This is a genomic window from Fodinibius saliphilus, assembly GCF_005869845.1.
Taxonomy (GTDB): Bacteria; Bacteroidota; Rhodothermia; order Balneolales; family Balneolaceae; genus Fodinibius; species Fodinibius saliphilus.
In genome coordinates this window covers 284169-306871 of sequence record NZ_VAWF01000003.1, presented here as the reverse complement: position 1 = coordinate 306871, position 22703 = coordinate 284169, and the positions used below count along the sequence as shown (strand labels likewise).

Below are 22703 nucleotides of genomic sequence, written 5' to 3'. Positions count from 1 at the left end.
ATAAGCCCGGCCCTGGTGATTACTATTTCTGTACAGCAGCTTTGCTTTTATTCTTTGCATACTTCTGCTCCCAGTTTTCATAATCATCGTCAACCCATTGCACATCGAAGCCTTCCTTGTCTAACAAGCCACTCGCATACGAAGCACGCCCTCCGGCGGCACAATGAACCAACAACTGTTTATCTCTGGGTAACTGATCAAGCTTATCAGCAAGTCGAGTATGCGCAATATTTATCGCATCCGGCAGATGCCCTTCCGCAAATTCTGTTGCTTTCCGAACATCCAGCACTACACTATTTCCATCTTTTCGATATTCTTCTGTAGTATCGAAATCAATAACATCAATGGATGTCAGTGGGCCCTCCCAGTCATTCAACATCTGAGGTGTTACATACCCCTTAATGTTATCCAAACCTACTCGAACTAAATCACGAATAGCCTCTTCCAAGTTATCTTCATCAATAACTAAATAGAGATCCTCTTCTGCATCGGCATAAGACCCTGCAATAGTATTAAAACTTCCATTAAAAACGGCTAATAATGATCCCGCCAAATGACCATCCATATAATCAGCAGCTTCTCGCGTATCCACAATTAGGGCTTCGGTATTCACAATCTCATCAACACTCATTCTTTTAGGATTAGGAAGGGTGCCCAACACGGCAGGACCTTCTTTATTCACCTTCTTCATGCGCCCAAAATAGAGCGGTGGTTCAGGCTGCCCATCCAATACAAAATCAACAAACTCTCTTTCCGTTGTTGCTGCATTAAAGGCGGGACTAAACCGTAACTCATACCCAACCGTTGATTCCGGAACCGACCCTAATGCCTTTCCGCAAGCACTGCCAGAACCATGTGCCGGCCAAACCTGAAGGTATTCAGGCAAACTTTTGAACTGCACCACTGATTGATATAATTCCTTAGCTGCAGGCTGCATTGCTCCTTCTTGTCCCGCAGCGGTTTCCAGCAGATCGGGTCGCCCGACATCACCAACAAACACAAAATCTCCGGTCAATATACCCATCGGCTCATCAGCCGCCGCGCCATCTGTCAGTAAAAAACTGACCGATTCGGGGGTATGTCCGGGCGTATGAACCACATCAAAGCTGATATTACCAATACTGAAAGAATCACCATCGGTAATTAGCTCATAGTTATAATCACTTTCTAGTAACCATTCATATTTCCAGTCTCGGCCTCCTTCATCTGAAGCATAAACTTTAATTCCTCTTTCAGCGAACTCCCGCAATCCCGATACATAATCAGCGTGGATATGTGTATCGGTAGCAGCAGTAATACTGAGACCTTCACTCTCTGCTAATTCATAATATTGATCAATATCGCGCATAGGATCGACGATAATAGCATCTCCCGATGCCTGACATCCGATCAGGTAAGAATATTGCGCTAATTTTTTATCAAATAGCTGTTTAAAAAACATAATGTGACTCCGTTTACAATAGCTGCTTTAAAAATTGCTGTTTCTTTTACTTATCAAATTAGTGGGGCAACATTGGCCGTAGTAAACCATAGGCCCAAGTCCCCAAAAGGGCACTGGCAATGGGTACAATCATGATTTCATAACCTGCACCTGCCAAAGTGAACAAGGGCCCCGGGCATGCTCCTGTCAGCGCCCAGCCGATACCAAATAAAATGCCGCCTGCCAAATAGCGCGTTATTTGTGACGAATCCTTCGGCGGTATGGTAATAGGCGTTCCTGTACTGTCTTTCAAACCCATTTTTTTGATAATCTGGATTGAAATCATTGCTACTATAATAGCTGAACCAATAATACCGTACATATGGAAAGCATCGAATCGAAACATTTCTTGTATCCGAAACCATGAAATCACTTCAGACTTTACTAATGCAAAACCAAAGAAAAGTCCTGCAAATAAATATTTAAGATAACTCTTCATAACGGGTATTGGTATCTAAAAGTTGTTCTATATTCTTGTAAATAAAATCGTTATAGATCAACAGAAAAAGATCAATCTTTCTGCCCGTATTCCCCCAAATAGATTTTTTAATAATTTCTTGTTCTAATCATCTTATAGAATTAGTGGGAATATGACATGTGTGACAAATAGCCCCCCTATAAAAAAGCCTATGACCGCCAGCAGAGAAGCCACTTGCAAATTGGAGATTCCGGTGATCGCATGGCCTGAGGTACAGCCCCCGGCATAGCGGGCACCAAACCCTACCAAAAAACCACCTGCGACCATTACTAGTATCCCAACAGGAGTTGCCAGAGCTTGCCAATTGAATAAGCCATCTGGCATCATTCCTCTGAAATCTAAAATACCCAAAACCTGCAATTCTTTAACCGTTTGCTGTGACAGGTCAATAGGCTCAGGGTTATTGAAAACCCAACCGGCAAGGAAACCTCCAATTACAGTTCCGGCAATAAAGACCAAGTTCCAAAGTCCTTTTTCTTTCCAATCGTACTGAAAAAAATCGATCTTCCCAGGCATACAGGCAGCGCAAACATGACGTAAATTCGATGATACTCCAAAGGTTTTACTGCCCAACAAAAGCAATATTGGTACAATTAACCCTATCATGGGACCGGCCACATACCACGGCCAAGGTTGTTGTAATAATTCCAGCATGCGTACCTATTTGTGAATTACATTCTACTTTCTCTACCTTTTTGAAGGTATGCAAAAGTAGCGCATTGAAGCCATCCTGTCAATACAAGTATTCACAAACAAGTGTTCGAACTAATAAGCTTTATTTGTATTCCGCCTACTTTAGAAGAATCAGTACTTATCCTAATTACTTTTGTTTCATTTTAGGGCCATCGCACAAGTTCGACGCTTAACGCTTACATAATTATAGGCCTACAACTGGGTAGTAGGAAGCATTATAACGATTAGCGTGATCGTCACGCTCGTGCTTTTTAAACTTCCCTTCAAACCCAGCTCCTTTTTAGAAATTTATGAAACAGTATTTGATTGTGTATTTGCCTCTTTTTCTACGCCAATACCTACTTTTGCTAATATCTGTTCTGCCAGACACCAGTTCGTAAATGAAGATTGGAATAAATTTACTCCCACAAAGAGGGTAAACAAGAACCAATAGGGACTTACATAATAGCCCAGTAGTACACTGATAGTTACAAATGCACCTGCCAATCGACGGATAACTTTTTCCATCGGTCTCATAGTGCTACAACTTTTATTCGTTTGACTCATTTTATTAAGATCTTTTAATTAGCAAATTCGTTCAACTTATACTGCTTTATCCACTTCTAATGAGTACGCATGAAGCGGATTAGATTGTTCTTCACCCTTCTCTACATTATAACTTTTCACTTCATCTAGTACTCGTTTTACAGATTCCTCATCTTGAAAAGAAAAGAAGAGCGTTGAATACACCCCATGCTCATCGTGAGCAAACCAGTTAGTAATGTCCGGTTGATATGCCTCAGTTCTAAAACCGTGAACTTCTGTTTCGCTATAAATAGGCACCTTTTGACGTGCGAGAATCTTTCGCACGTCATTGGTGTACTCTTCTACACTTAGGATGATTAATAATTTCATAGGTCTGTTTTTTATTATCTGAAATTTGTATTACGCCTTAGCATTTTCACTGCCCTTCAATTCTTTGACTTTCTTTTGTGCCATAAAATAGATCAGCGGTACCATCACCAGCGTCAAAGCCGTTGAAGCCACAGCCCCTCCCATCAGCGAAATCGCCAACCCCTGAAATATAGGATCAAAGAGGATCACTACAGCACCAATGACAACTGTACCGGCGGTAAGGATGATGGGCATACTTCGTACTGCACCTGCCTCAATTACTGCCTGTTTTAACGATTCGCCTTCATCCAGCCGGATGTTGATAAAATCGATTAGCAGCACCGAGTTACGTACCATAATACCGGCCAGGGCAATCATCCCAATCATTGAGGTTGCTGTAAAGAACGCTCCCAGCATCCAGTGTCCCAGGATAATTCCCACTAACGAAAGAGGAATAGCAATCATCATAATTATAGGCACCTTGAAATCCTGGAACCAGCCGATAATGAGCAGGTATATGATTACCAGTACTACAGCAAAGGCAATGCCTAAGTCACGGAACACCTCATAGGTAATTTGCCACTCCCCATCCCATTTAAGGGTGTAATCTTCCTGCATAAAGGGCTGGCCCGCAAAGATTTGGTCTAAGCCATAACCGGCAGGCATCTCAATACCATCGATCTTTTCGCCCGTATCAAGGATAGCATATACGGGACTCTCAATCGCCCCCGCCACCTCGGCCGTTACATACATTACCCGACGCTGGTTCTTACGATAAATACTAGGCTCCAGCGTCTCTTCCGTTACCGTAACTAAGTCAGAAACAGGAATCATCTGCCCGGCCGCAGACTTCATATGCAGTTGCTTCAGCTCTTCAATATCAGAACGATCGGCTTTCGGCAGTTTCAATACAATCGGTACATCATTAACCTCTTTTTCGCTATACAGTCGTGAAACCGACTTTCCACGTAAAGCCATGGTAACTGTCTGCACTACCTGCTTGGAAGGGATCCCTGAAAGCATCGCTTTTTCGGTATCTACATCCAATTGGTATTTGGTCTGCGGAGCCTCTTTCATCCAGTCTACATCCACTACTCCTTTCTCATTTTCAAAGATCTCTTTAACCTTGCGACCTATTCTCTTTCGCTGATCGGCATCGGGCCCATAAATTTCTGCCACTAAAGTTGAGAGTACCGGAGGTCCGGGCGGCACCTCTACGACTTTTACATTGGCATCATACTTTTCGCCCACCTTTTGTACTATAGGCCGAATACGTTTGGCGATGGCATGACTTTGGTCACTGCGTTTTCCCTTGTCGATCAGATTCAACTGCACATCTGCAATGTTCGACCCTTGCCGCAGATCATAATGACGGACCAAACCATTAAAGTTAATAGGAGCATTTGTACCCGCATAAATCTGATAATCTTTTATCTCCGGTACATCTTTTAAACTCAATCCTACTTCACGGGCTACGGCATTTGTACGCTCGAGTGTAGTACCTTCCGGCATATCTATAATCAGCTGCACCTCATTTTTATTATCAAAAGGAAGCATCTTCACCTCCACCATGCGGAACACAAACAGCAGGGTTGAAGCCAGCAGCAGCACCGTTACACCGCTGATAAAAGCCCAACGATAGGTAACATTTTCCAGCAGCGGTTTCATCGTACGTTCATACCACTTATAGATGAAGGTATCTTCAAGCTTATACTCTTTCTCTTTGCCTTCTTCATCCTTCTCAGGCTTCACATGTGGCAGAAGTTTGTAGGCCAACCACGGGGTAATAACCAAGGCTACAATCAGTGAAAAGATCATTGCCAGTGATGCCCCAATCGGCATCGGACTCATATAGGGTCCCATCAATCCCGATACAAAAGCCATCGGCAGTACAGCCGAAATCACCGTAAAGGTAGCTAATATGGTTGGGTTACCCACCTCACTGATTGAGGCAATAGCTGCCTGTTTAAAGGGAAGCTTTCGCATTTTAAAATGCCTGTGCATATTCTCAGCCACGATAATCGAGTCATCTACCACAATACCCGTAACGAAAACAAGGGCAAAAAGCGTAATCCTGTTGAGCGTGTACCCAAACATGTAGTAGAGGAAAAGAGTAAGAGCGAAGGTGACGGGTACAGATAGGAATACTACCAGTCCGCCCCGCCATCCCATCGCTAATGCTACGACTACAGTAACGGCCAATATCGCGACAAGGAGGTGCTCTAATAGGGAAAGCACCTTGGCAGAGGCCGTCTTACCATAGTTTCTTGTGGTTGTCACCTGTACATCATTCGGAATAAGGTTGCCATCCAGCTTCTCCACTTTCTTGTTGACCTGCTCAGCAATATTCATTGCATCGGCGCCCGAACGTTTGGCTACCGATAGGGTAACGGCCGGATACGACTCACCAGCTTCCAAATTACTTTTTTTCGCTTTTGCATAGCCCATTCCATAGGAGACATATTCAACAGGCTCCTCCGGACCGTCCGTTATCTCAGCTACACTCTTGAGGTAGATAGGATCGCCACCCTGAACATCCACTACCAGGTTACGCACCTCTTCAGCGTTTTTGAAAAAATCACCGGTATCTACGAGATACTGCTTGTCGTTCTTATCAAAAGATCCTGAAGTCATTTCCTGGTTGGCCGACTGTATTTGTCCGGCTACCTGCATAGGATCTATGCCATAAGAGGCCATCTTGTTCTTGTCCAACTTCACAGCTACCTGCCGCGTACGTCCCCCGTGAATATCGGTCTGTGCTACATCGGTTATCTGCTTAACCTCCAGGGCCAGCTCGTCAGCTACACGCCGTAATTCATAATCACTATACGACTTGCTCCAAAGTGTCAGCGTCATTATTGGCACATCATCTATAGATCGCGTCTTCACCATCGGCATTGTCGCCCCTTCCGGAAGACGATCCATATTCTTCATAATCTCATTATAAAGTCGAACAAGACTACGTTCCACATCTTCACCCACAAAAAAGCGCGCCGACACCATTGCTTTGTCTGGCATAGAAGTAGAATAGACATATTCCACACCCTCAATATTGGAAAGTACTTTCTCCAGTGGCACTGAAATACGCTTTTCTACCTCTTCTGGAGAAGCACCCGGGTAGCCGACAAAAATATCGGCCATTGGCACATCAATTTGTGGCTCTTCTTCTCGCGGTGTTAGATAGGTGCCATAAAAACCCAGCCCTAGAAACACCAACATCAACAACGGCGTTAGTTTCGAATCGATAAACGCCTTTGCAATTTTTCCTGCAATTCCAGTCTTCATAATATTAGCTCAAAAATTTCTATTACTGTGTGCTTACTTTCTGTCCTTCACGAAGCGTACCATCAACATTCGATACATACTGCTCTCCGGCCGCCAACCCCGATAAGACTTCAATATTCTGGCCATTACTATCCCCCAGACGAATCCACCGGAGTACCAGTTCATTATTACTGCTCAATGTATATATTCCGGTCAACTGACCACGTTCTACAATGGCCGATTGGGGAATAGTTACAACAGGTTCACCTTTGGAATTGCGAGTCACCCGGGCAAACATTCCCGACTTTATTCCGGCCTCTTCATCCAATTCCGGCAACCGCACTTTTAAGCGAAACTGTCGACTACCTCTATTACCGGATGGGTTAATAGCTGCTACCATTCCCATTAGGTTCTGAATGCCCGCAGCCTTGATATCTACCGAAACCGTATCCCCCCTGTTGAAATGAGAGATCTGTGTTTCGGGTACCGTAATCTCGACTTCCATTTGTCCTTCCTGTTCAAATGAAACCAACGGTTGGCCGGGAGCAGCCATATCCCCTTCACTGATTCTTTTATCCACCACATACCCATTAAACGGTGCTTCTAACACAGTATAATTCAGCATATCATTGATTTCGTTCAGCTTTCCTTCCAAAGCATTTACCTTAGCCTTGGCCATCTCATATTGTGTACTGATATCATCGAGCTCTTTTTGAGTAGCACTTTCTTTTTCATGAAGTGCTTTGAGGCGATTATAGTTTGTCTCTGTATTTTTTAAACCCGCTTTTGCTTCCTGCATACGAGCTTCAACCTGGTTCTTTTGTGCCTGCAGATTATCATCCTTGATACGAACAAGCACCTCACCCTTTTGCAAGTAATCGCCTTGCTCAACATCTAACTGACTTACCCGTCCCATCACTTTGGTACTCAGTGTTACCGTTCGTTCACTAGTAACCTCCCCCGCATACTGATAGGAATTTGAAGCCTGCCTGGCCTTAGCTTTCTCAACAGAAACTCTGACTGACTCCTGAGGGTCTATTTCTGTTTCTTCAGATGAACTACAGCTAATACCAAGCATTAGTAGAATTACTAGTACCGGCAGCATTCTGCTGTAACTGTTTATAAATGACATAATTTTCTTGTTCGGCATATTCATGATATGATGATTTAAATAGTTCTTAGTAGGCAATTTCTTGTTCTAACAATAATTCCAGGGTTGCAATGCTCAGGTTATACTGGTACATCGCATTGAGTCGTTGAGCTCGTGTCTGGGCAAGCTTAGTTTCTGCCGCCAACAGGTCTGTTGTTTTCTCCAATCCCTGGTTGTATCGATTCTTTCTAATTCGAAAATCTTCGCGGGCTTGCTCTACCGAAGATTTAGCAAAGTTCAGCTGCTTCTGCGCCTGTTGCAACGAACGACGAGCCTGCTTAACCTCCATTTCATTCTTAAAACGCTGACTTTCATAAGCAAGCTCTGCTTTCTTTAGGTCGGCACGCGACTCCATCACCTTTCCAACCTTGCTGAATCCACTAAACAGATTCCACTTGAGAGTAGCACCTACCATAAAGCTTTCGCCCTGGGTACCAAACAGGTTGTCATCATTAAACTCGTAGCTGCCAAAGAGATTGAGACTTGGGACAAAGTTAAACTTAGAAGAACGCAGCATCTGTCTGGCTGAAGAGAGGCGGTATTGTAATGCCTGCAACTTTGAATTAGTCACCTGTTGCGGATCTATATTTTCTGTTGATACTGGCTTTACCTCCAAACTATCCGTAGGAAGGATGGTGACTTCCTCCTTGATCCCCAACAAATATCGCAAGTTGTCTTGCACATTTTGCAGCTGATTACTCGTTCGAGACTGCTTACTCTCCAACTCCAGCACTCGTACTTTTGCAGCCAGGTAATCAGCCTTGCTAATCATATTCTGTTCATAATAATTAGCTGCCTGACGCCTATTTTCTTTGGCCATCGTTAATGACTTCTCAATTACTGACAACCGATTTTGCATTAACATAAGCCGATAGTAGGTATCTTTAACCTGAAAACGTGCGTGCTCAATAGTACCTTGCAGTTGTTTACGGGCAGCTTCCAGTTGATCTCTGACTGCACTCCGTTTAAACAACATATCCGAATTAATCAGGGGCTGCTGAACTGATAATTTAGTCGTGAAATTTTCGTACGGATCAGGTGCATTCAACAGGGCTGGATTAAAATCAGCCTGCGTTACAACCTCCTGCTTCAGCTTAAGGCCAAATACATTTAAAGGATCATTGGTATAGGTCCCTGTCTCTTCCAGCAAAATTTGAGGCAGGAAGGTGGCATTAGTCTGTCGGTACTGTGAACGTACTTTATTGACATCCGACTCTGCCATTCGGATCCGGAAATTATCATTCTGTGTAATGGTCAAAACCTCTTGCAAACTCATTTTCCTAATCTCCCCTGCCTCCTGACCTACCGCCGGTTGTGCTGCTAAAAACAACACACCGACAGTAAGCACCAGGGACAATAAAGACTTCTGATATTCAGTATTCATAATATTTAAGTAATCTCTTCTTATAATTGCTCAATAACTTTTTGTAGCCGTTTCTTGACCTCATCCGCTATGGAATGTAGCTCATCGTTTTCTACCGCCTGCATAGAAGCCACCGGGTTTACTGCAGATACTTCCACTTGCCCATTCTCATGTTCTTCGACAATAACATTGCAAGGTAACATTACACCAATTTTGTCTTCTGCGGTTAGTGCTTTATGAGCAAACTCAGGGTTACAAGCCCCTAGTATGTGATATTTTTTAAAATCAACATCTAACTTTTTCTTAAGTGTTTCCTTTACATCAATTTCGGTAAGTACTCCAAAACCTTCTTCCTTTAATAAAGCCGTTACTTCCTCTATAGCTTCTTCAAACGTCTTATTAGTGGTGGTTGTGTAATAGTATGTCATGAGTTTAAATGGTTAGTTGAATTTATCTGTCGTTAATATAGTGCGAGACAAACTACTTGTCAATACAAGTTAATACATATTGGCGATGGGTCCTATATACATAATCTATCACCCCATTTGAAATGGCCGTACGGTTATATAAACCCATTACCTAGACAATACAACACCATACAACTTGTATTTACAGGTATTTGTACGAATTCAATTTATTCATTAGATTTGAATGTAAATAACATTGAAAAAGAACCACCTATGGACTTAAAAGAAGGAATTCCTTTACACAAACAGATTAGCGACTGGATCAAAAACCAAATTGAGTACGGAACGCTTGAAGAGAATGAAAAGCTACCGTCCGAAAATGAACTCAGTGAAAAATTTGATGTCAGTCGTGTAACGGTGCGCCGTGCCCTGCAAACACTTGAAAACGACCAACTTATTTATCGTTGTCAGGGGCTGGGCTCTTTTGTTACTGATCAACGAACCCATCAATCATTTTCTATTTTAAATGATTTTACGGAAGAACTGGCCGGTTCGGGATTAACCCCGAGCTCAAAACTTATCTCTTTTGAACAAGAAGATGTTTCTGATCAAAAAGATCTGCTCTCATACCTAGGCATTCAGAATAAAGAAATAGCAGTAAAAATTGAGCGTGTCCGTCTTGGGGATGGTTCGCCCGTAGCATTTGATATTACTTGGATGCCCATCTTTTATGGGCAGCTCATTGAATCATATGACCTGGAACAAACAACCATATTTTCCATCTTGGAGAATGAATTTGACATCCCCATTGAGCGTGGCTGTTATCGCATTGAGGCCACCATTGCTAACAAGTCTCTAGCCAAACATCTTCAGGTAGAAACCCAAACCCCTCTATTGCAGATTAACCGGATTTCATATACTATTGGTGATAAACCGGTGTATTTTCAAAAGCGCTTTTATCGAAATGACAAAATTGTTTTTGAGCTAATGGCTGAACGATATAATACGACTGCTAAAAAGGGTAATAGTGAAGAGTTAGCATCAAAAGAATTTACGCCCGTTTTTCGTAACACCGATAAATAATCTTTATCTAATCTCAAATAAATACAAAAGGGTATCATTATGAAGAAGAATATGGGAAATATGGATCGCATTATTCGAACGATACTGGCGATACTAGTAGGTGTGTTATACTTCACTAATATCATTTCGGGGATTACTGCTGTTATTCTTGGTGTCCTCGCATTGGTCTTTTTATTAACAAGCCTGATTAGTACTTGCCCGTTATATATGCCATTTGGCCTATCCACAAAAAAAGAATGAGCCCAAAAGCTTTGTTTATTAAGCAGGCAATAACTAATTGCCTGCTTTTATTAACCATTTAAATATTTATTACTAAATATATTTACCAAGAGAGGCAACTAAGCATTAAAAAAATTTTATCTATTCATTTTTTATCAATACACTATGAAATAATGAATCAGTAGAGAATCTATTAATTAAGTATTGGCTTGTGACTATCCAACAGGATGATATCCCCCTTTCTCCTCTCAAGATCACCTTGATCTATGTGGTTGTTGCCACCCTGTGGATTACACTCACAGACCACCTCCTTGAATCAATTGTTTCTGATCCCAGCTATCTTTCTACCCTGCAAACATATAAAGGCGGTGTATACATTTTCTTGACATCTATTGGACTGTTTTATCTGATCCAAAAACATGGTCAACAGTTATCTGAAAGAGAATTAAAAATAGAAGAGCTATCAGAAAAAATATTCCTTGAGAAAGAGTTATCAGATATTTTATTCGATCGGATTCCTGTATTGATCAATATCTATGACCCTGACCATGAAGTATTTCGAATAAATAAAGAATTCGAAAAAGTGAGTGGGTGGAGTAACGAGGATTTACAGGATATCAATTTCATGAAGGCCTGCTTTCCGGATATCGAACAAAGAAAGGAAGTAGCTGAGTTTATGAAGAGTCCCGGCGTAGGATGGAAAGAGTTCGACATGGCTACTAAATCTGGAGAACGGATCCCTACCTCATGGACTAATATAAAACTAACCGATGATACTTCGGTTGGCATTGGTATTGATATGACTGAAATAAAAGCATCCCAAGCTAAGGTCAGGGAATCGCGAAAATTGTTGCGAAAAGTATTCGAAAGCCTCGAAGAAAGTGTATTTCTTTTAGAGCCGGATAATTGGACTATAGCCGACTGCAACAAGAGCACTGAAGATATGTTTGGTTATAAAGCCAGTGAACTTTTAGGTGAGTCTACTGAAAAAATACATATCGATCATAAAGCTTTTGAAAAGTTTAATGAGTTGGGCCAAGAAAGTCTCAATGAAACAGGACTTTTCAAAACTGAATTCCAAATGATGAAAAAAAATGGGGAAGTTTTCCATACCGACCATACAGTATCGTTAGTGTATAATGAAGATGGTGACATTGACAAAATTGTCAGCACCATACGTGATATTGATGCTCAAAAAGAGTATCAGCGAAAGTTAGAGGTACAAAATGATTTTATCTCAACCACCTTACAAAACATTCCTATCGGAGTTGCTGTAAATACCATTGATGACGGCAAAACAACTTTTGTTAATGAGAAGTTTACTGAAATTTACGGCTGGCCCAAAGAGATACTGGAAGATGTCAATAGCTTTTTTAACCATGTTTACCAAGATGAACAGTACAGGGAAAAGATGCGCAAACGGGTAATGAGAGATCTAAATAGCGGTGACCCTGAGCGTATGAGTTGGAATGGAGTTAAGGTAACTACAGAAGATGGTGCCACTAAATACGTAAATAACAAAGCAATTCCAGTATATGACCAGAACCTCATGATTTCGACCGTAGTCGATGTCACTGAACAGCAAAAGCTGGAACAAGAGCTACGCTGGTCTGAGCAAAAATATCGACATATCTTTGAGCAGAACCCCGAACCTATGTGGATCTATAATCCTGAGAACCTGGCTTTTGTTGAGGTTAATAAAGCAGCAATTGAACATTATGGATATTCTGAGAAAGAGTTCCTGAATATGACCCTGACTGATATCCGCCCACCAGATGAAGTTGAAGCTATGAAAAAGGATGTCAAAAAACACCAGGGCGTCAATTCATATTCAGAAAGCTGGACCCACCTCAAAAAAGATGGTACAAAAATATCGGTAGAAATATCAGCTGCTGATGTTAAATACAGTAACCATACCTACCGGCTGGTACTTATTAATGACGTTACCAGGCAGGAACGCCTACAACAGCAATTGCGCAAAAGTAAAGAACGAATACAAACAATAACAAACAATGTACCGGGAGTTGTATACCGCTATAATCGTTATTCTGATGGTACTGAGGAAATAAGTTACGTTAGTAAAGGAGCCCAAAAAATTTGGGGGTATTCTAATAAAAAAATCGAAGCTAATAATAGTTTAATATGGGAAAATATTCACCCTGAAGATGTTTCAGATATCAAACAAGAGATAGAGAGATCAGCAGAGAGTATGACCGAGTGGAATATTGAAGGACGCTTTATAAAACCTGACGGAAGCATACGGTGGCACAAAGGTACTGCTATCCCGCATAAAGATGATGAAGGCAATATTACCTGGGATGCTATCACCGTGGATATTACTGATCAAAAACAATTACAAAACAAGGTGATACAATCAATTATTGAAGGAGAGGACCGAGAAAGAAAACGTATTGCCCGTGAATTGCACGATGGATTGGGCCAATACCTGGTTGCTGCCAACATGAACTTTCAATCTATTGTACCGCAAATTAATCAACTCCCCAACAAGCGGGAACGGCAATTCAAAACCGGGCTCTCTCATTTAAAGAAGGCCCTATCAGAAACTCGCTCTATTGCCCATAATTTAATGCCCAAAGCTATTGCTGATTATGGGCTAGTTGCCGCTCTCGAAAATTTAATACAAGACCTTGAAAGCAGTACGGACATCAGTTTCAGGTTTGATAGCAACAAAAGTTCTCTTGCTCTTTCTCGACAGGCTGAAACAAACATTTACCGTATAAGCCAAGAAATTATTTCGAATGCTGTACAGCATGCACAATGTTCAAACATCGTAATAACGTTGAATCGATCTGAACAATTCTTGTGTTTAACCATAGAAGATGATGGGGTGGGAGCTGAATTGACCGACAAGCATGAAGAACAAGGTTTGGGCTTACGAAGTATTAAAACACGCGTAAATAGCTTGAATGGAAATATTGACATTTCATCTGAACCCAATAAAGGAATGAAAATCACAATAACATTTCCTAAAATTGATAGACTAACCTCAGGTAAAAAATCTTAAATGGCTAGTATTAACATTCTTCTTGTTGATGATCACGATATTGTCCGTGATGGAATCCGATTACTTCTGGAAGATGAAATAGGATTTCAAATTATTGCCGAAGCTGAAAATGGTAAAGAAGCCATTGAAGCATGTAAAGACTATGATATTCAGTTTATTATCATGGACATCAACATGCCGAAGTTAAATGGGATAGAAGCTACTAATGAAATAAAAGAACAGTATCCCGATATTAAAATTCTGGCTCTTACCATGATGGATGAGGATGAACATATCCGTAACATGATTGAGGCCGGAGCCTCAGGGTATATTTTAAAAAGTTCTGACAAAAACGAATTGGTTGAAGCTATTACTACTATTCTGGACGGTCGCCATTATTTTAGTGAAGACGCCACCCAACGGGTTATGATGGACCTGGTAAAGAGCAGTAGCAAAAAAGAAAACCAGGACCCTGCTAATATTACTGAACGAGAACAAGAAGTACTCGATCTGATTGTCAAAGAGTATACCAATCAGCAAATTGCAGACAAATTCCATATCAGTATTCGCACAGTCGATGCCCATCGCCGTAATCTTCTTCAAAAAACAGGTGCTAAAAATACAGCTGGCTTAGTAACCTATGCAATCAAACATAATCTTGTAGAGCTGGAATAACGTCCCCTCTTACAATGGTCGTAGGTGAAAACACCTACTCTTAATTTAGGCTTTTTTCGTTATACCCCTGCCCCCCTAAAAATAGTAGATTGGGTACAAGCTACAACGGATAATTATTTATGAACATCTTGCTATTGGGCCCCGAGGGCTCTATTACTCATACCATTTTAGAGATGCTAGAACCTATTGAGGACTGGCATACTGAGAGCCATATATCCGAGAATGATGTCTCTGCACTTACTATTCCCCAACCGGGAAACACCTCCTACGACATTATACTGGTTAATTTGAATGGCTTTTCTGATTCTCCCCGGGAAACGGTCCGCAATATATTATCCAAATTCCCTGATACTCCTCTTTTAGCACTCAACTCCTATAGCAAGAAACTATTAATAAAACCGTTGCTTGAACTCGGGGCTAACGGTTATATCCAAGTAGGTGCCAGTGAAGAAGTAATTATTGAAGCTGTATCAAAAGTAGTCGAAGGAAAACAATACATTTATACAAATTCTACCTAATCATCTATAGGTGATTTGAAGTATAAAAAATTTAGGCTTTTCAGCTGTTACATCTTAATTCCAAATTCGTGAATATATCTTTCCACGTTCACCAATTCAGTCCCCAACAAGATGAGCAGTGACTTTTTAAATATTCAACTAGATGCATCATTATTGGATAGCCTTGTAACACAAATCGCTATCATAGATTCAAACGGTACAGTGCTAAAGACGAATAAAGCATGGACCACATTTGGTGATGATACCAGCTACATAAAACGCACTTCAGAAGGGGACAATTACTTTGGCAGTCTCCAACAGGCAATAGAGTTTGGAAATGACTATGCTCTTAAACTCTTACTGGGAATAAAGAAAGTGATTAATGGTAAAAAAGATTCATTCTCTTTTTCTTTCCCGGATCAAACACAAGATAATTCGTTCTGGTTTAAACAAACTATCCAACCTTACCAGGGAGAACAACAATACATCATCATTAATGAAGATGTAAGTGCATCGGTACAAAAAAAGCAACAACAAGAAAATCACCAAAGTAGATATCATATACAATTTGAACAAAGTTTAGACGGTATCTTAATTACCAACTCTAAAGGCCAGGTTATTGATGCAAATCCGGCAGCTTGTGACATTTTAGGGCGTAATCAAGACGATCTAATTAGCTGTAGAAAGAAAGATATTGTTGATGTTACAGATCCAAAATATCAGCAAGCGTTGAAAGAACGAAAAGAGTCAGGTAAATATCAGGTTGAGACTACTTTTATCCATAAAGAGGGTCATAATATTCCGGTCGAAGCTTCCTCACAAGCCTATCGCACGCCACTTGGAAAAGTAAGGGCTATCGTCAGTTTTAGAGATATTAGTCAACGCCAAAAGGCTGAGAAAGACCTCATTAAAAATAAGAACTTTACAGAATCTATTCTTGATAGTATTCCCGGAGCCTTTTTTGTATTTGATGACGAAGGAAATTTTGTGCGGTGGAATCAAAACATGATTACGAAGTTTGGTTATAGCGCCGATGAATTGAAAGGCAAAAACGTCATGGATTTGGTGCTGGAAGAAGAACACCTGCAAGTAGAAAAGGAAATTAACCGTTGCCTGGAAGGAGAAGAGTTGGTTCTGGAAACACGCGCTCACAGTAAAAGCGGAGAACTTCGCAATTATTATATTAGCGCTAAACGGTTCATAGAAGATGGGAAAAAATATATTGTCGGTGCCGCTCTAGATATGACGGAAGAAAAACGTATCAGGCGTGAAAACAAGCGCACCCAATTAATGCTTCAGCAGCTTTTTGACAACTCTCCCAACGGCATTGTCATTGTAAATGCCGACGGTGAAGTAGAAAGCGTAAACAAAAGCTTTGAACAACTTTTCCATTATCGGGAAGACGAAATTAAAGGACAATCTGTCAATAACTCAATTGTTCCTGACCAAAAAGATAAAGAGGCGAAAGCTATCTCGGAAGCCACTTTCAATGGAAAAGCCTTACAGATTAAAAGCACACGTATGACCAAAGATGGTCGGGAAGTACCGGTAATAATTGGTAGTGTTCCCGTAAGTCACAAAGGAGAAATAATAGGCATTTACGGCATTTATGTTGATATCTCACATCAACAAGACTATCAAAACAAAATTAAAATAGCATTAAGAGAAAAAGAGGTTCTGTTAGCCGAGCTTCATCACCGTGTTAAAAACAATTTGGCGCTTATTAATAGCCTGCTGGAACTACAAACCTACGATTCTAGTAATCCTGAGTTCGATAAGCAACTGCAAGATATTAAAAATCGTATCCTAACCATCTCTTCCATCCACGAAGTACTTTATAAAAATGGGAAGCTTAATAGTATACCTTTCAAAAGCTTTGTGGATGAATTTATTTCTGAACATAATATTCAGAAGAAACATGACGCCGAAGCCATCAACCTTAAAGCGGACATCGGAGCAGTCCGTATGAATATTGATCAATCGATCCCTTGTGGATTATTATTGAATGAACTATTGTCTTTAATTTGTGAGTTCGACAGTGATAAAGATGAATCCACAGATATTAATATTCGCCTAAGGGAATATGGCAAAAAAGTACACCTCATCTTAGACGGATACAACATTGTCTCAGATGCCGAACAAATACAAAACAATGACTCCTTGCACAACCTCCTTATCAGTCCGCTGGTTAAACAGTTAGACGGACAAATGCTTTGGCCTAATGAGAGTTCTTCGTATCAAAAATTTGAACTTATTTTCGCTAAACAAAATGGGAATGGACCAGCTAGAAACTGGCTTCCCGAAGCAAAAGAATAAAAAAAGACCCTCCGTGAACGAAGGGTCTTAAACCAGCAGTGATGGGGTTTACCTGCTATGTTTACTGTACCGTAAACTGAACCATGACGATGTCACCATTTGAATCAGATACCGGCGGATCATCCGGATTACTATCATTCGCATCGAAATCGTAAGTGCCGTTACTGTTACTGTCGATATGTAACATTGCCCAGAGTTTTTCGCCGGATGCAACACTTTCGGCGTCATTTAGATCTATCATGACATCACCATTTGTACCGGTATAGATATCGGCTTTTCCAATAATACCTGATACATCAGGAGCGTCATTGCCATTACTATCCTGAGTATTCCGGTGAATGACAACAAAGCCGCGTTCCATCATATCCGCCTCAGCTACAAGAATATCATTATCGGCATCCTGGTCATTAGTAGCCACCTTAGGTGTAGAACCTGAAACCGTAATTTCAGTTGTTAATACATTACCATCTACAATCATAGGCTCATCCAATCCACTTTGACCGTCAAATTCATACTCCCCCATAGTACCAGTATCATAGTGTACCATAGGCCACAACTGTTCGCCATCACTTACAACAGAATCTCCAAATGAAATTTTAACATCGGTATTCATTCCCTTGTCGATAGCTGCCTTGGCAATAATCGGAGGTACATTGGGCCCGGAACCGGCGTCGCGGTGTACCACAACCCAACCGGCGGCATCGGCATCTACATCTACAGAGATACTGTTATCCATAACCGTTTGGTCGTTAGCTGTTAATGTAGACTGGTTCGCTTGTACGGTAAAGCTGTTCAATACAATATTACCGTCAAAAATTACCGGCTGGTCGAGTCCGCTTTCACCGTCAAACTCATATTCTCCATCCGTGCCGGTATCATAGTGAAGCATTGGCCAGAGTTTTTCACCGGTCTCTACCGATTCCTCATCATTAAGTGAAACTTGCACGGTACCATTCGATCCAGCGTCAACAGCCGCTTTCCCAATAATGTCGGGTACCATTGGGCCATCACCATTTGAATTGGATCGGTGAATAACAACCCAACCTTCTTCAGCAGCATCCACCTCTACATTAAAAGTACCGCCGCTATTAGATTTATTAACCTGATCTTCTGCTGCTATAGCAGGATCGGTCTGCACTATTTCAAAAGGCTTTGTAAGCACATTCTCATTAACGGTAATAGGCTGGTCAGGAGAATCGCCGCCGGTAAACTCATACTCTCCTTTTGTACCGGTGTCTTTGTGCAACATCGCCCATAATTTTTCGCTATCAGAAACACTTTCTTCAAGCTGAATTGCGATATTGCTATTGGTTCCGGATTCCAACATCGCTTTTCCAATAATATCAGGTACCGTTGGGCCATCACCATTTGAATTGGATCGGTGAATAACAACCCAACCACTTTCTGGTACTTTTACTTCAGGAATATTAACCATATTCCCATTAGAAGTCCCTTGATTCTCTACCGATAAGGTAGCAGGATCTTCCATATTAGAATCATTGCCCGTCCCATTGTCGCTGCATGATATTATCGGCAACGTCAACAGTATGGTATAAATGAGTAACTTCTTTATAGATAACATAATGTGTATGTTTTACTTGTGATTAGTGAAAGTTTTCGACTCTCTATCCTAATACACGTAATAACTTCGAAAGCAGATTTAATTTTTCTGCTATTTTTTGAAATTATTTCCACAATCCTTTCATAAAGGATAAGCTTGCTTATTTGATAAATCTCTTACATACTAGAAAATGGACCAAAAGAAATGTTCATCAATCAAACTGAGCTGTTCGGTCTTAGCATATAAACCAATCAAATCTCTTATGAAAAAACTGTCTATACTGTTCCTGCTTTTAACATTTTTTTGTTCTATACATCTACATGCACAAAACGATGAGCCCTTTGCTCGATTCCCGACCATAAGCCCTGATGGCTCTACTATTGCTTTCTCGTACCAAGGTGATATTTGGACTGTTCCTGTCGAAGGGGGCCGGGCATGGCGACTTACGCTCCACGAAGCATATGAAGCACGTCCGCAGTGGAATTATGACGGTACCCAAATTGCATTTACAAGTGACCGCCATGGCAACGATGATATTTTTGTGATGGATGACAATGGCAATGCCCTTAAAAGACTCACTTATCATTCAACTGCCGATGAACTTACCGGCTGGACACCTGGCAACAGTCTTATCTTCACTTCGAACCGAGTATTTAATCAAGTAGAGTGGGAAGCTGAAATCCATACCGTTTCTGCTGAAGGCGGAACACCCGAACGTTTCTTTGATGCCTTCGGAATGATGGCGACGATGTCCCCCGACGGGCGCTATCTTGTTTTTATTCGAGGGTATAATAAGGAATACCGCAAACGCTACCGTGGGCCTGCCAATAAAGATTTATGGGTATATGACACTAAAACCGATTCCTATCAGCAGTTAACAGACTTTAAAGGCAACGACATGTACCCCACCTTTGCCGATAACAACACGCTCTATTTTATTAGTGAACGCAGCGGTACCCATAATATCTACCGCACAAAGTTTACCTCTAATGGCACCTTTGGGAGTAGCCCCCAACAGCTTACCGATTTTGAAGGTGATGGGGTACGCTATTTTGATGTCAGCAATGATGGCAAGGTCGTTTTTGAACGAAAAACGGGGCTCTATACGCTTATCAACGGCACAGCGGCTCCTTTACCTCTAGATGTATCCCAAGATCAGCGGTTTTATAATATAGAGCGAAAATCTTACTCTGCTGATGCCGAAGAGTTTGCAGTATCTCCCAGTGGTGATTGGCTAGCCTTTGTTATTGAAGGAGAGATCTTTGTAAAGCATAACGATCCTACTAAAAAACGGTCTATTAAAGTTACGAATCACCCATTTCGGGATCGCGATGTTGCCTTCCTTAATGATTCTACCCTAATCTTTTCCAGTGACCGCAACGGACAGTATGATCTTTACTCTCTCATGCCTGCACAAAAAGACAAGAATGACCTTTTTGAAAGCCTTCAGTTTTCTGTTAACAGATTGACTGCTACCGAGACTTCAGAAAGAAACCCTGTAGTATCGCCGGATGGGAAAAAAGTAGCATTTAACCGTGGGCGCGGACAGCTAATTGTCTCAGAAGTATCAGGACGATCCGATCTGGGCGAAGAAACAACGCTTCTTGATACCGGCTGGGCTGAAGCCAGTAGCATAGCCTGGAGCCCGGATAATAAATGGCTCGCTTATTCCCGACCTAATCTTGATTTCAACCACGAAGTATATATTCATCCTGTAGACAATTCCAGAGAACCGGTAAATGTCAGTAAGCACCCTCGACCCGACGGCTACCCGGTTTGGAGTCCCGACGGTAGTAAGCTCGCATTCCTTTCTAATAGAAATAATGGAGATGACGATGTCTGGTTTGCATGGCTTAATAAACGAGACTGGCAACGCACGGAACTTGATTGGGAAAAAAGCCAAAAACCTATAGAGGTTACCGAAGAAGAAGCTAAAAATGTAACGGTTAATATTGATTTTGATGGCCTGTATAAACGACTAAAGCAAGTTACCTCTATGCCAGGCGATGAATCCGGTGTCGCTATTTCCAAAGACGGTCAAACGTTTTATTTCGTTGGTAATGACACAGATCGTGACCTATATAAAACGAAATGGGATGCCAGCGAAACAAAGGCACTAACGGAAGGTGGACAAAGTCCTTATAGATTAAGGTTACATGACGAAAAGAATGCGCTTTACTTTATGAAATCCGGCGGATTCATGGGGCGCTATGACCTTAAAAAAGATAAGCTCGAAAACCTGCCTCACACGGCTAAGATGAAAGTTAATCACAAAAAACAACGCGATCAGATTTTTGAAGAGGCATGGAGAAACCTAAATGTAAACTTTTATGATCCTGACTTCCATGGTCAAAACTGGGGGAAAATCCATGATCATTATAAGCCATGGACCCAACAGGTATCCTCTGACCGCGATTTTGAGGATGTTATGAACATGATGCTTGGCGAACTCAACGCTAGCCATATGGGCTTTTACGGTAGCGAACGAGCTGAAACCCAAGATATTAGAACCGGCCTTTTGGGCGTAGAAGTTTCTGATGTAGCCAATGGCACACGCGTTGACCGTATAGTGCCCAACTCTCCTGCCGACCGTGAAATGAGTAAGTTGCATACTGGAGATATAATCACCAGTGTGGATGGAGAATCCGTTGCTGAAGCAAATAACTTCTATAGCCTGCTGGCCGATAAAGTGGATACCCCCACCCTGTTGCAGGTTATAAATAGTGAAGGAGAACAACGAGAAATCGTTATTGAACCTACCGGTAGTCTTAGTAATGAGCTCTATGAACAGTGGGTTGAGAAGCGAAAAGCACTTACCGAAAAGTATTCGGACGGCCAACTGGGATATATTCATGTTGAAGGCATGAACTGGCCCAGCTTCGAACGCTTTGAACGCGAACTCGTAGCTGCCGGTGAAGATAAAAAAGGCATCGTCATTGATGTTCGGTATAACGGCGGCGGCTGGACAACAGACTATCTGCTTACCGTTCTGCAGTACGAACAACATGCTTATACAATCCCACGTGGTGCAACTTCAAATCTTGAGAAAAATAAAACTAAGTTTCGTGATCACTATCCGTTCGGAGAACGTCTGCCACTTTCCAGCTGGACCGAGCATGCTATCACCCTGTCGAACCAGAACAGCTACTCTAATGCAGAGATTTTCTCCCATGCCTTTAAAAACCTAGACTTGGGAACCTTGGTAGGAGAAGCTACATTTGGAGCAGTAATTTCTACCGGCGGCGCCGGCCTGATGGGCGGTTCCTATGTACGAATACCCTTCCGCGGTTGGTATGTAAAAGCCAATAATAAAAATATGGAACTGGGTCCAGCCGTACCTGATATTGAACTGGATAATGCTCCAGACTACCGAACCAAAGAAGATGCCCAATTAAAACGTGCCGTAGATGAACTGTTGCAACAAATTGAAGATGCAAAGTAACTGTTAGATCCTATCTAAGATAAAGGCACTGCTTGCAAAAACAGGCAGTGCCTTTAAAAATGAATAATTCTTACACATTTTTTCTATCGTAACTTTGAAATGGGTACGGGATGCATTACTCTTAATGCCCCACCCTGACAAGAGTGTAAACCTATTGTCAAAATAATCATTACAATACCTATTGGGAGTGGTATTTAA

Annotated in this window: 17 protein-coding genes; 7 read left to right on the top strand and 10 right to left on the bottom strand. The window is 41.5% G+C overall.

The genetic code is table 11. The features are described from left to right. Window positions 1–22 precede the first annotated feature (22 nt). From FCN14_RS11920 to FCN14_RS11880, 9 genes are all read right to left on the bottom strand, one after another. Window positions 23–1441, bottom strand: coding sequence for an MBL fold metallo-hydrolase (locus FCN14_RS11920; RefSeq protein WP_138431503.1), 1419 nt, complete (start codon window positions 1439–1441; stop codon window positions 23–25). 58 nt (window positions 1442–1499) lie between these two features. After that, the gene (locus tag FCN14_RS11915; protein ID WP_138431502.1) at window positions 1500–1919 is read right to left on the bottom strand and encodes a DUF6691 family protein; all 420 of its coding nucleotides are present in this window, start codon (window positions 1917–1919) and stop codon (window positions 1500–1502) included. Window positions 1920–2051: 132 nt separating this feature from the next. Further along, complete coding sequence (locus FCN14_RS11910) at window positions 2052–2612, bottom strand: YeeE/YedE family protein (RefSeq protein ID WP_138431501.1); 561 nt, start codon at window positions 2610–2612, stop codon at window positions 2052–2054. A 327-nt stretch (window positions 2613–2939) separates the two neighbouring features. Continuing rightward, window positions 2940–3167: a YgaP family membrane protein gene (locus FCN14_RS11905; protein WP_212747635.1), complete on the bottom strand. Its 228-nt coding sequence runs from the start codon at window positions 3165–3167 to the stop codon at window positions 2940–2942. 66 nt (window positions 3168–3233) lie between these two features. Further along, complete coding sequence (locus FCN14_RS11900; RefSeq protein ID WP_138431500.1) at window positions 3234–3545, bottom strand: hypothetical protein; 312 nt, start codon at window positions 3543–3545, stop codon at window positions 3234–3236. A 30-nt stretch (window positions 3546–3575) separates the two neighbouring features. Continuing rightward, on the bottom strand, window positions 3576–6809 hold the full coding sequence (locus FCN14_RS11895) for an efflux RND transporter permease subunit (protein ID WP_138431499.1): 3234 nt from the start codon (window positions 6807–6809) through the stop codon (window positions 3576–3578). 22 nt (window positions 6810–6831) lie between these two features. Beyond that, window positions 6832–7920, bottom strand: coding sequence for an efflux RND transporter periplasmic adaptor subunit (locus FCN14_RS11890; RefSeq protein WP_171032909.1), 1089 nt, complete (start codon window positions 7918–7920; stop codon window positions 6832–6834). A gap of 46 nt (window positions 7921–7966) precedes the next feature. Further along, on the bottom strand, window positions 7967–9322 hold the full coding sequence (locus FCN14_RS11885; protein ID WP_138431497.1) for a TolC family protein: 1356 nt from the start codon (window positions 9320–9322) through the stop codon (window positions 7967–7969). A gap of 20 nt (window positions 9323–9342) precedes the next feature. Beyond that, window positions 9343–9729 (bottom strand): DUF302 domain-containing protein, encoded by a 387-nt coding sequence (locus FCN14_RS11880; protein WP_138431496.1) that lies wholly within the window; start codon window positions 9727–9729, stop codon window positions 9343–9345. Between the two features lie 252 nt (window positions 9730–9981). Between FCN14_RS11880 and FCN14_RS11875 the strand changes: the two genes are divergently transcribed. The 6 genes from FCN14_RS11875 (at window position 9982) to FCN14_RS11850 (ending at window position 17502) form a co-directional block, all read left to right on the top strand. Beyond that, window positions 9982–10791, top strand: coding sequence for a GntR family transcriptional regulator (locus tag FCN14_RS11875; protein WP_138431495.1), 810 nt, complete (start codon window positions 9982–9984; stop codon window positions 10789–10791). Window positions 10792–10830: 39 nt separating this feature from the next. Continuing rightward, window positions 10831–11031 carry a YgaP family membrane protein gene (locus tag FCN14_RS11870; protein ID WP_138431494.1) on the top strand — a complete coding sequence of 67 codons (201 nt, stop codon included), beginning with the start codon at window positions 10831–10833 and terminating at the stop codon, window positions 11029–11031. Between the two features lie 190 nt (window positions 11032–11221). Then, window positions 11222–14035, top strand: a complete 2814-nt coding sequence (locus tag FCN14_RS11865) for a PAS domain-containing sensor histidine kinase (RefSeq protein ID WP_138431493.1) — start codon at window positions 11222–11224, stop codon at window positions 14033–14035. Then, window positions 14036–14689, top strand: a complete 654-nt coding sequence (locus FCN14_RS11860) for a response regulator (RefSeq protein ID WP_138431492.1) — start codon at window positions 14036–14038, stop codon at window positions 14687–14689. A gap of 119 nt (window positions 14690–14808) precedes the next feature. After that, window positions 14809–15207, top strand: a complete 399-nt coding sequence (locus FCN14_RS11855) for a response regulator (RefSeq protein WP_138431491.1) — start codon at window positions 14809–14811, stop codon at window positions 15205–15207. Window positions 15208–15318: 111 nt separating this feature from the next. Next, window positions 15319–17502: a PAS domain S-box protein gene (locus FCN14_RS11850; protein WP_138431490.1), complete on the top strand. Its 2184-nt coding sequence runs from the start codon at window positions 15319–15321 to the stop codon at window positions 17500–17502. Between the two features lie 61 nt (window positions 17503–17563). Here the strand turns inward: FCN14_RS11850 and FCN14_RS11845 are convergent, their stop codons facing one another. Beyond that, window positions 17564–19084: a DUF7282 domain-containing protein gene (locus FCN14_RS11845; RefSeq protein ID WP_138431489.1), complete on the bottom strand. Its 1521-nt coding sequence runs from the start codon at window positions 19082–19084 to the stop codon at window positions 17564–17566. 241 nt (window positions 19085–19325) lie between these two features. Between FCN14_RS11845 and FCN14_RS11840 the strand changes: the two genes are divergently transcribed. Further along, window positions 19326–22505, top strand: coding sequence for a S41 family peptidase (locus tag FCN14_RS11840; protein ID WP_138431488.1), 3180 nt, complete (start codon window positions 19326–19328; stop codon window positions 22503–22505). The last annotated feature ends 198 nt before the right edge of the window (window positions 22506–22703 follow it).

Coding starts and splice junctions, on each gene's coding strand:
- FCN14_RS11920 (WP_138431503.1), bottom strand. CDS start 1,441: ATGTTTTTTAAACAGCTATTTGATAAAAAATTAGCGCAATATTCTTAC.
- FCN14_RS11915 (WP_138431502.1), bottom strand. CDS start 1,919: ATGAAGAGTTATCTTAAATATTTATTTGCAGGACTTTTCTTTGGTTTT.
- FCN14_RS11910 (WP_138431501.1), bottom strand. CDS start 2,612: ATGCTGGAATTATTACAACAACCTTGGCCGTGGTATGTGGCCGGTCCC.
- FCN14_RS11905 (WP_212747635.1), bottom strand. CDS start 3,167: ATGAGACCGATGGAAAAAGTTATCCGTCGATTGGCAGGTGCATTTGTA.
- FCN14_RS11900 (WP_138431500.1), bottom strand. CDS start 3,545: ATGAAATTATTAATCATCCTAAGTGTAGAAGAGTACACCAATGACGTG.
- FCN14_RS11895 (WP_138431499.1), bottom strand. CDS start 6,809: ATGAAGACTGGAATTGCAGGAAAAATTGCAAAGGCGTTTATCGATTCG.
- FCN14_RS11890 (WP_171032909.1), bottom strand. CDS start 7,920: ATGTCATTTATAAACAGTTACAGCAGAATGCTGCCGGTACTAGTAATT.
- FCN14_RS11885 (WP_138431497.1), bottom strand. CDS start 9,322: ATGAATACTGAATATCAGAAGTCTTTATTGTCCCTGGTGCTTACTGTC.
- FCN14_RS11880 (WP_138431496.1), bottom strand. CDS start 9,729: ATGACATACTATTACACAACCACCACTAATAAGACGTTTGAAGAAGCT.
- FCN14_RS11875 (WP_138431495.1), top strand. CDS start 9,982: ATGGACTTAAAAGAAGGAATTCCTTTACACAAACAGATTAGCGACTGG.
- FCN14_RS11870 (WP_138431494.1), top strand. CDS start 10,831: ATGAAGAAGAATATGGGAAATATGGATCGCATTATTCGAACGATACTG.
- FCN14_RS11860 (WP_138431492.1), top strand. CDS start 14,036: ATGGCTAGTATTAACATTCTTCTTGTTGATGATCACGATATTGTCCGT.
- FCN14_RS11855 (WP_138431491.1), top strand. CDS start 14,809: ATGAACATCTTGCTATTGGGCCCCGAGGGCTCTATTACTCATACCATT.
- FCN14_RS11850 (WP_138431490.1), top strand. CDS start 15,319: ATGAGCAGTGACTTTTTAAATATTCAACTAGATGCATCATTATTGGAT.
- FCN14_RS11845 (WP_138431489.1), bottom strand. CDS start 19,084: ATGTTATCTATAAAGAAGTTACTCATTTATACCATACTGTTGACGTTG.
- FCN14_RS11840 (WP_138431488.1), top strand. CDS start 19,326: ATGAAAAAACTGTCTATACTGTTCCTGCTTTTAACATTTTTTTGTTCT.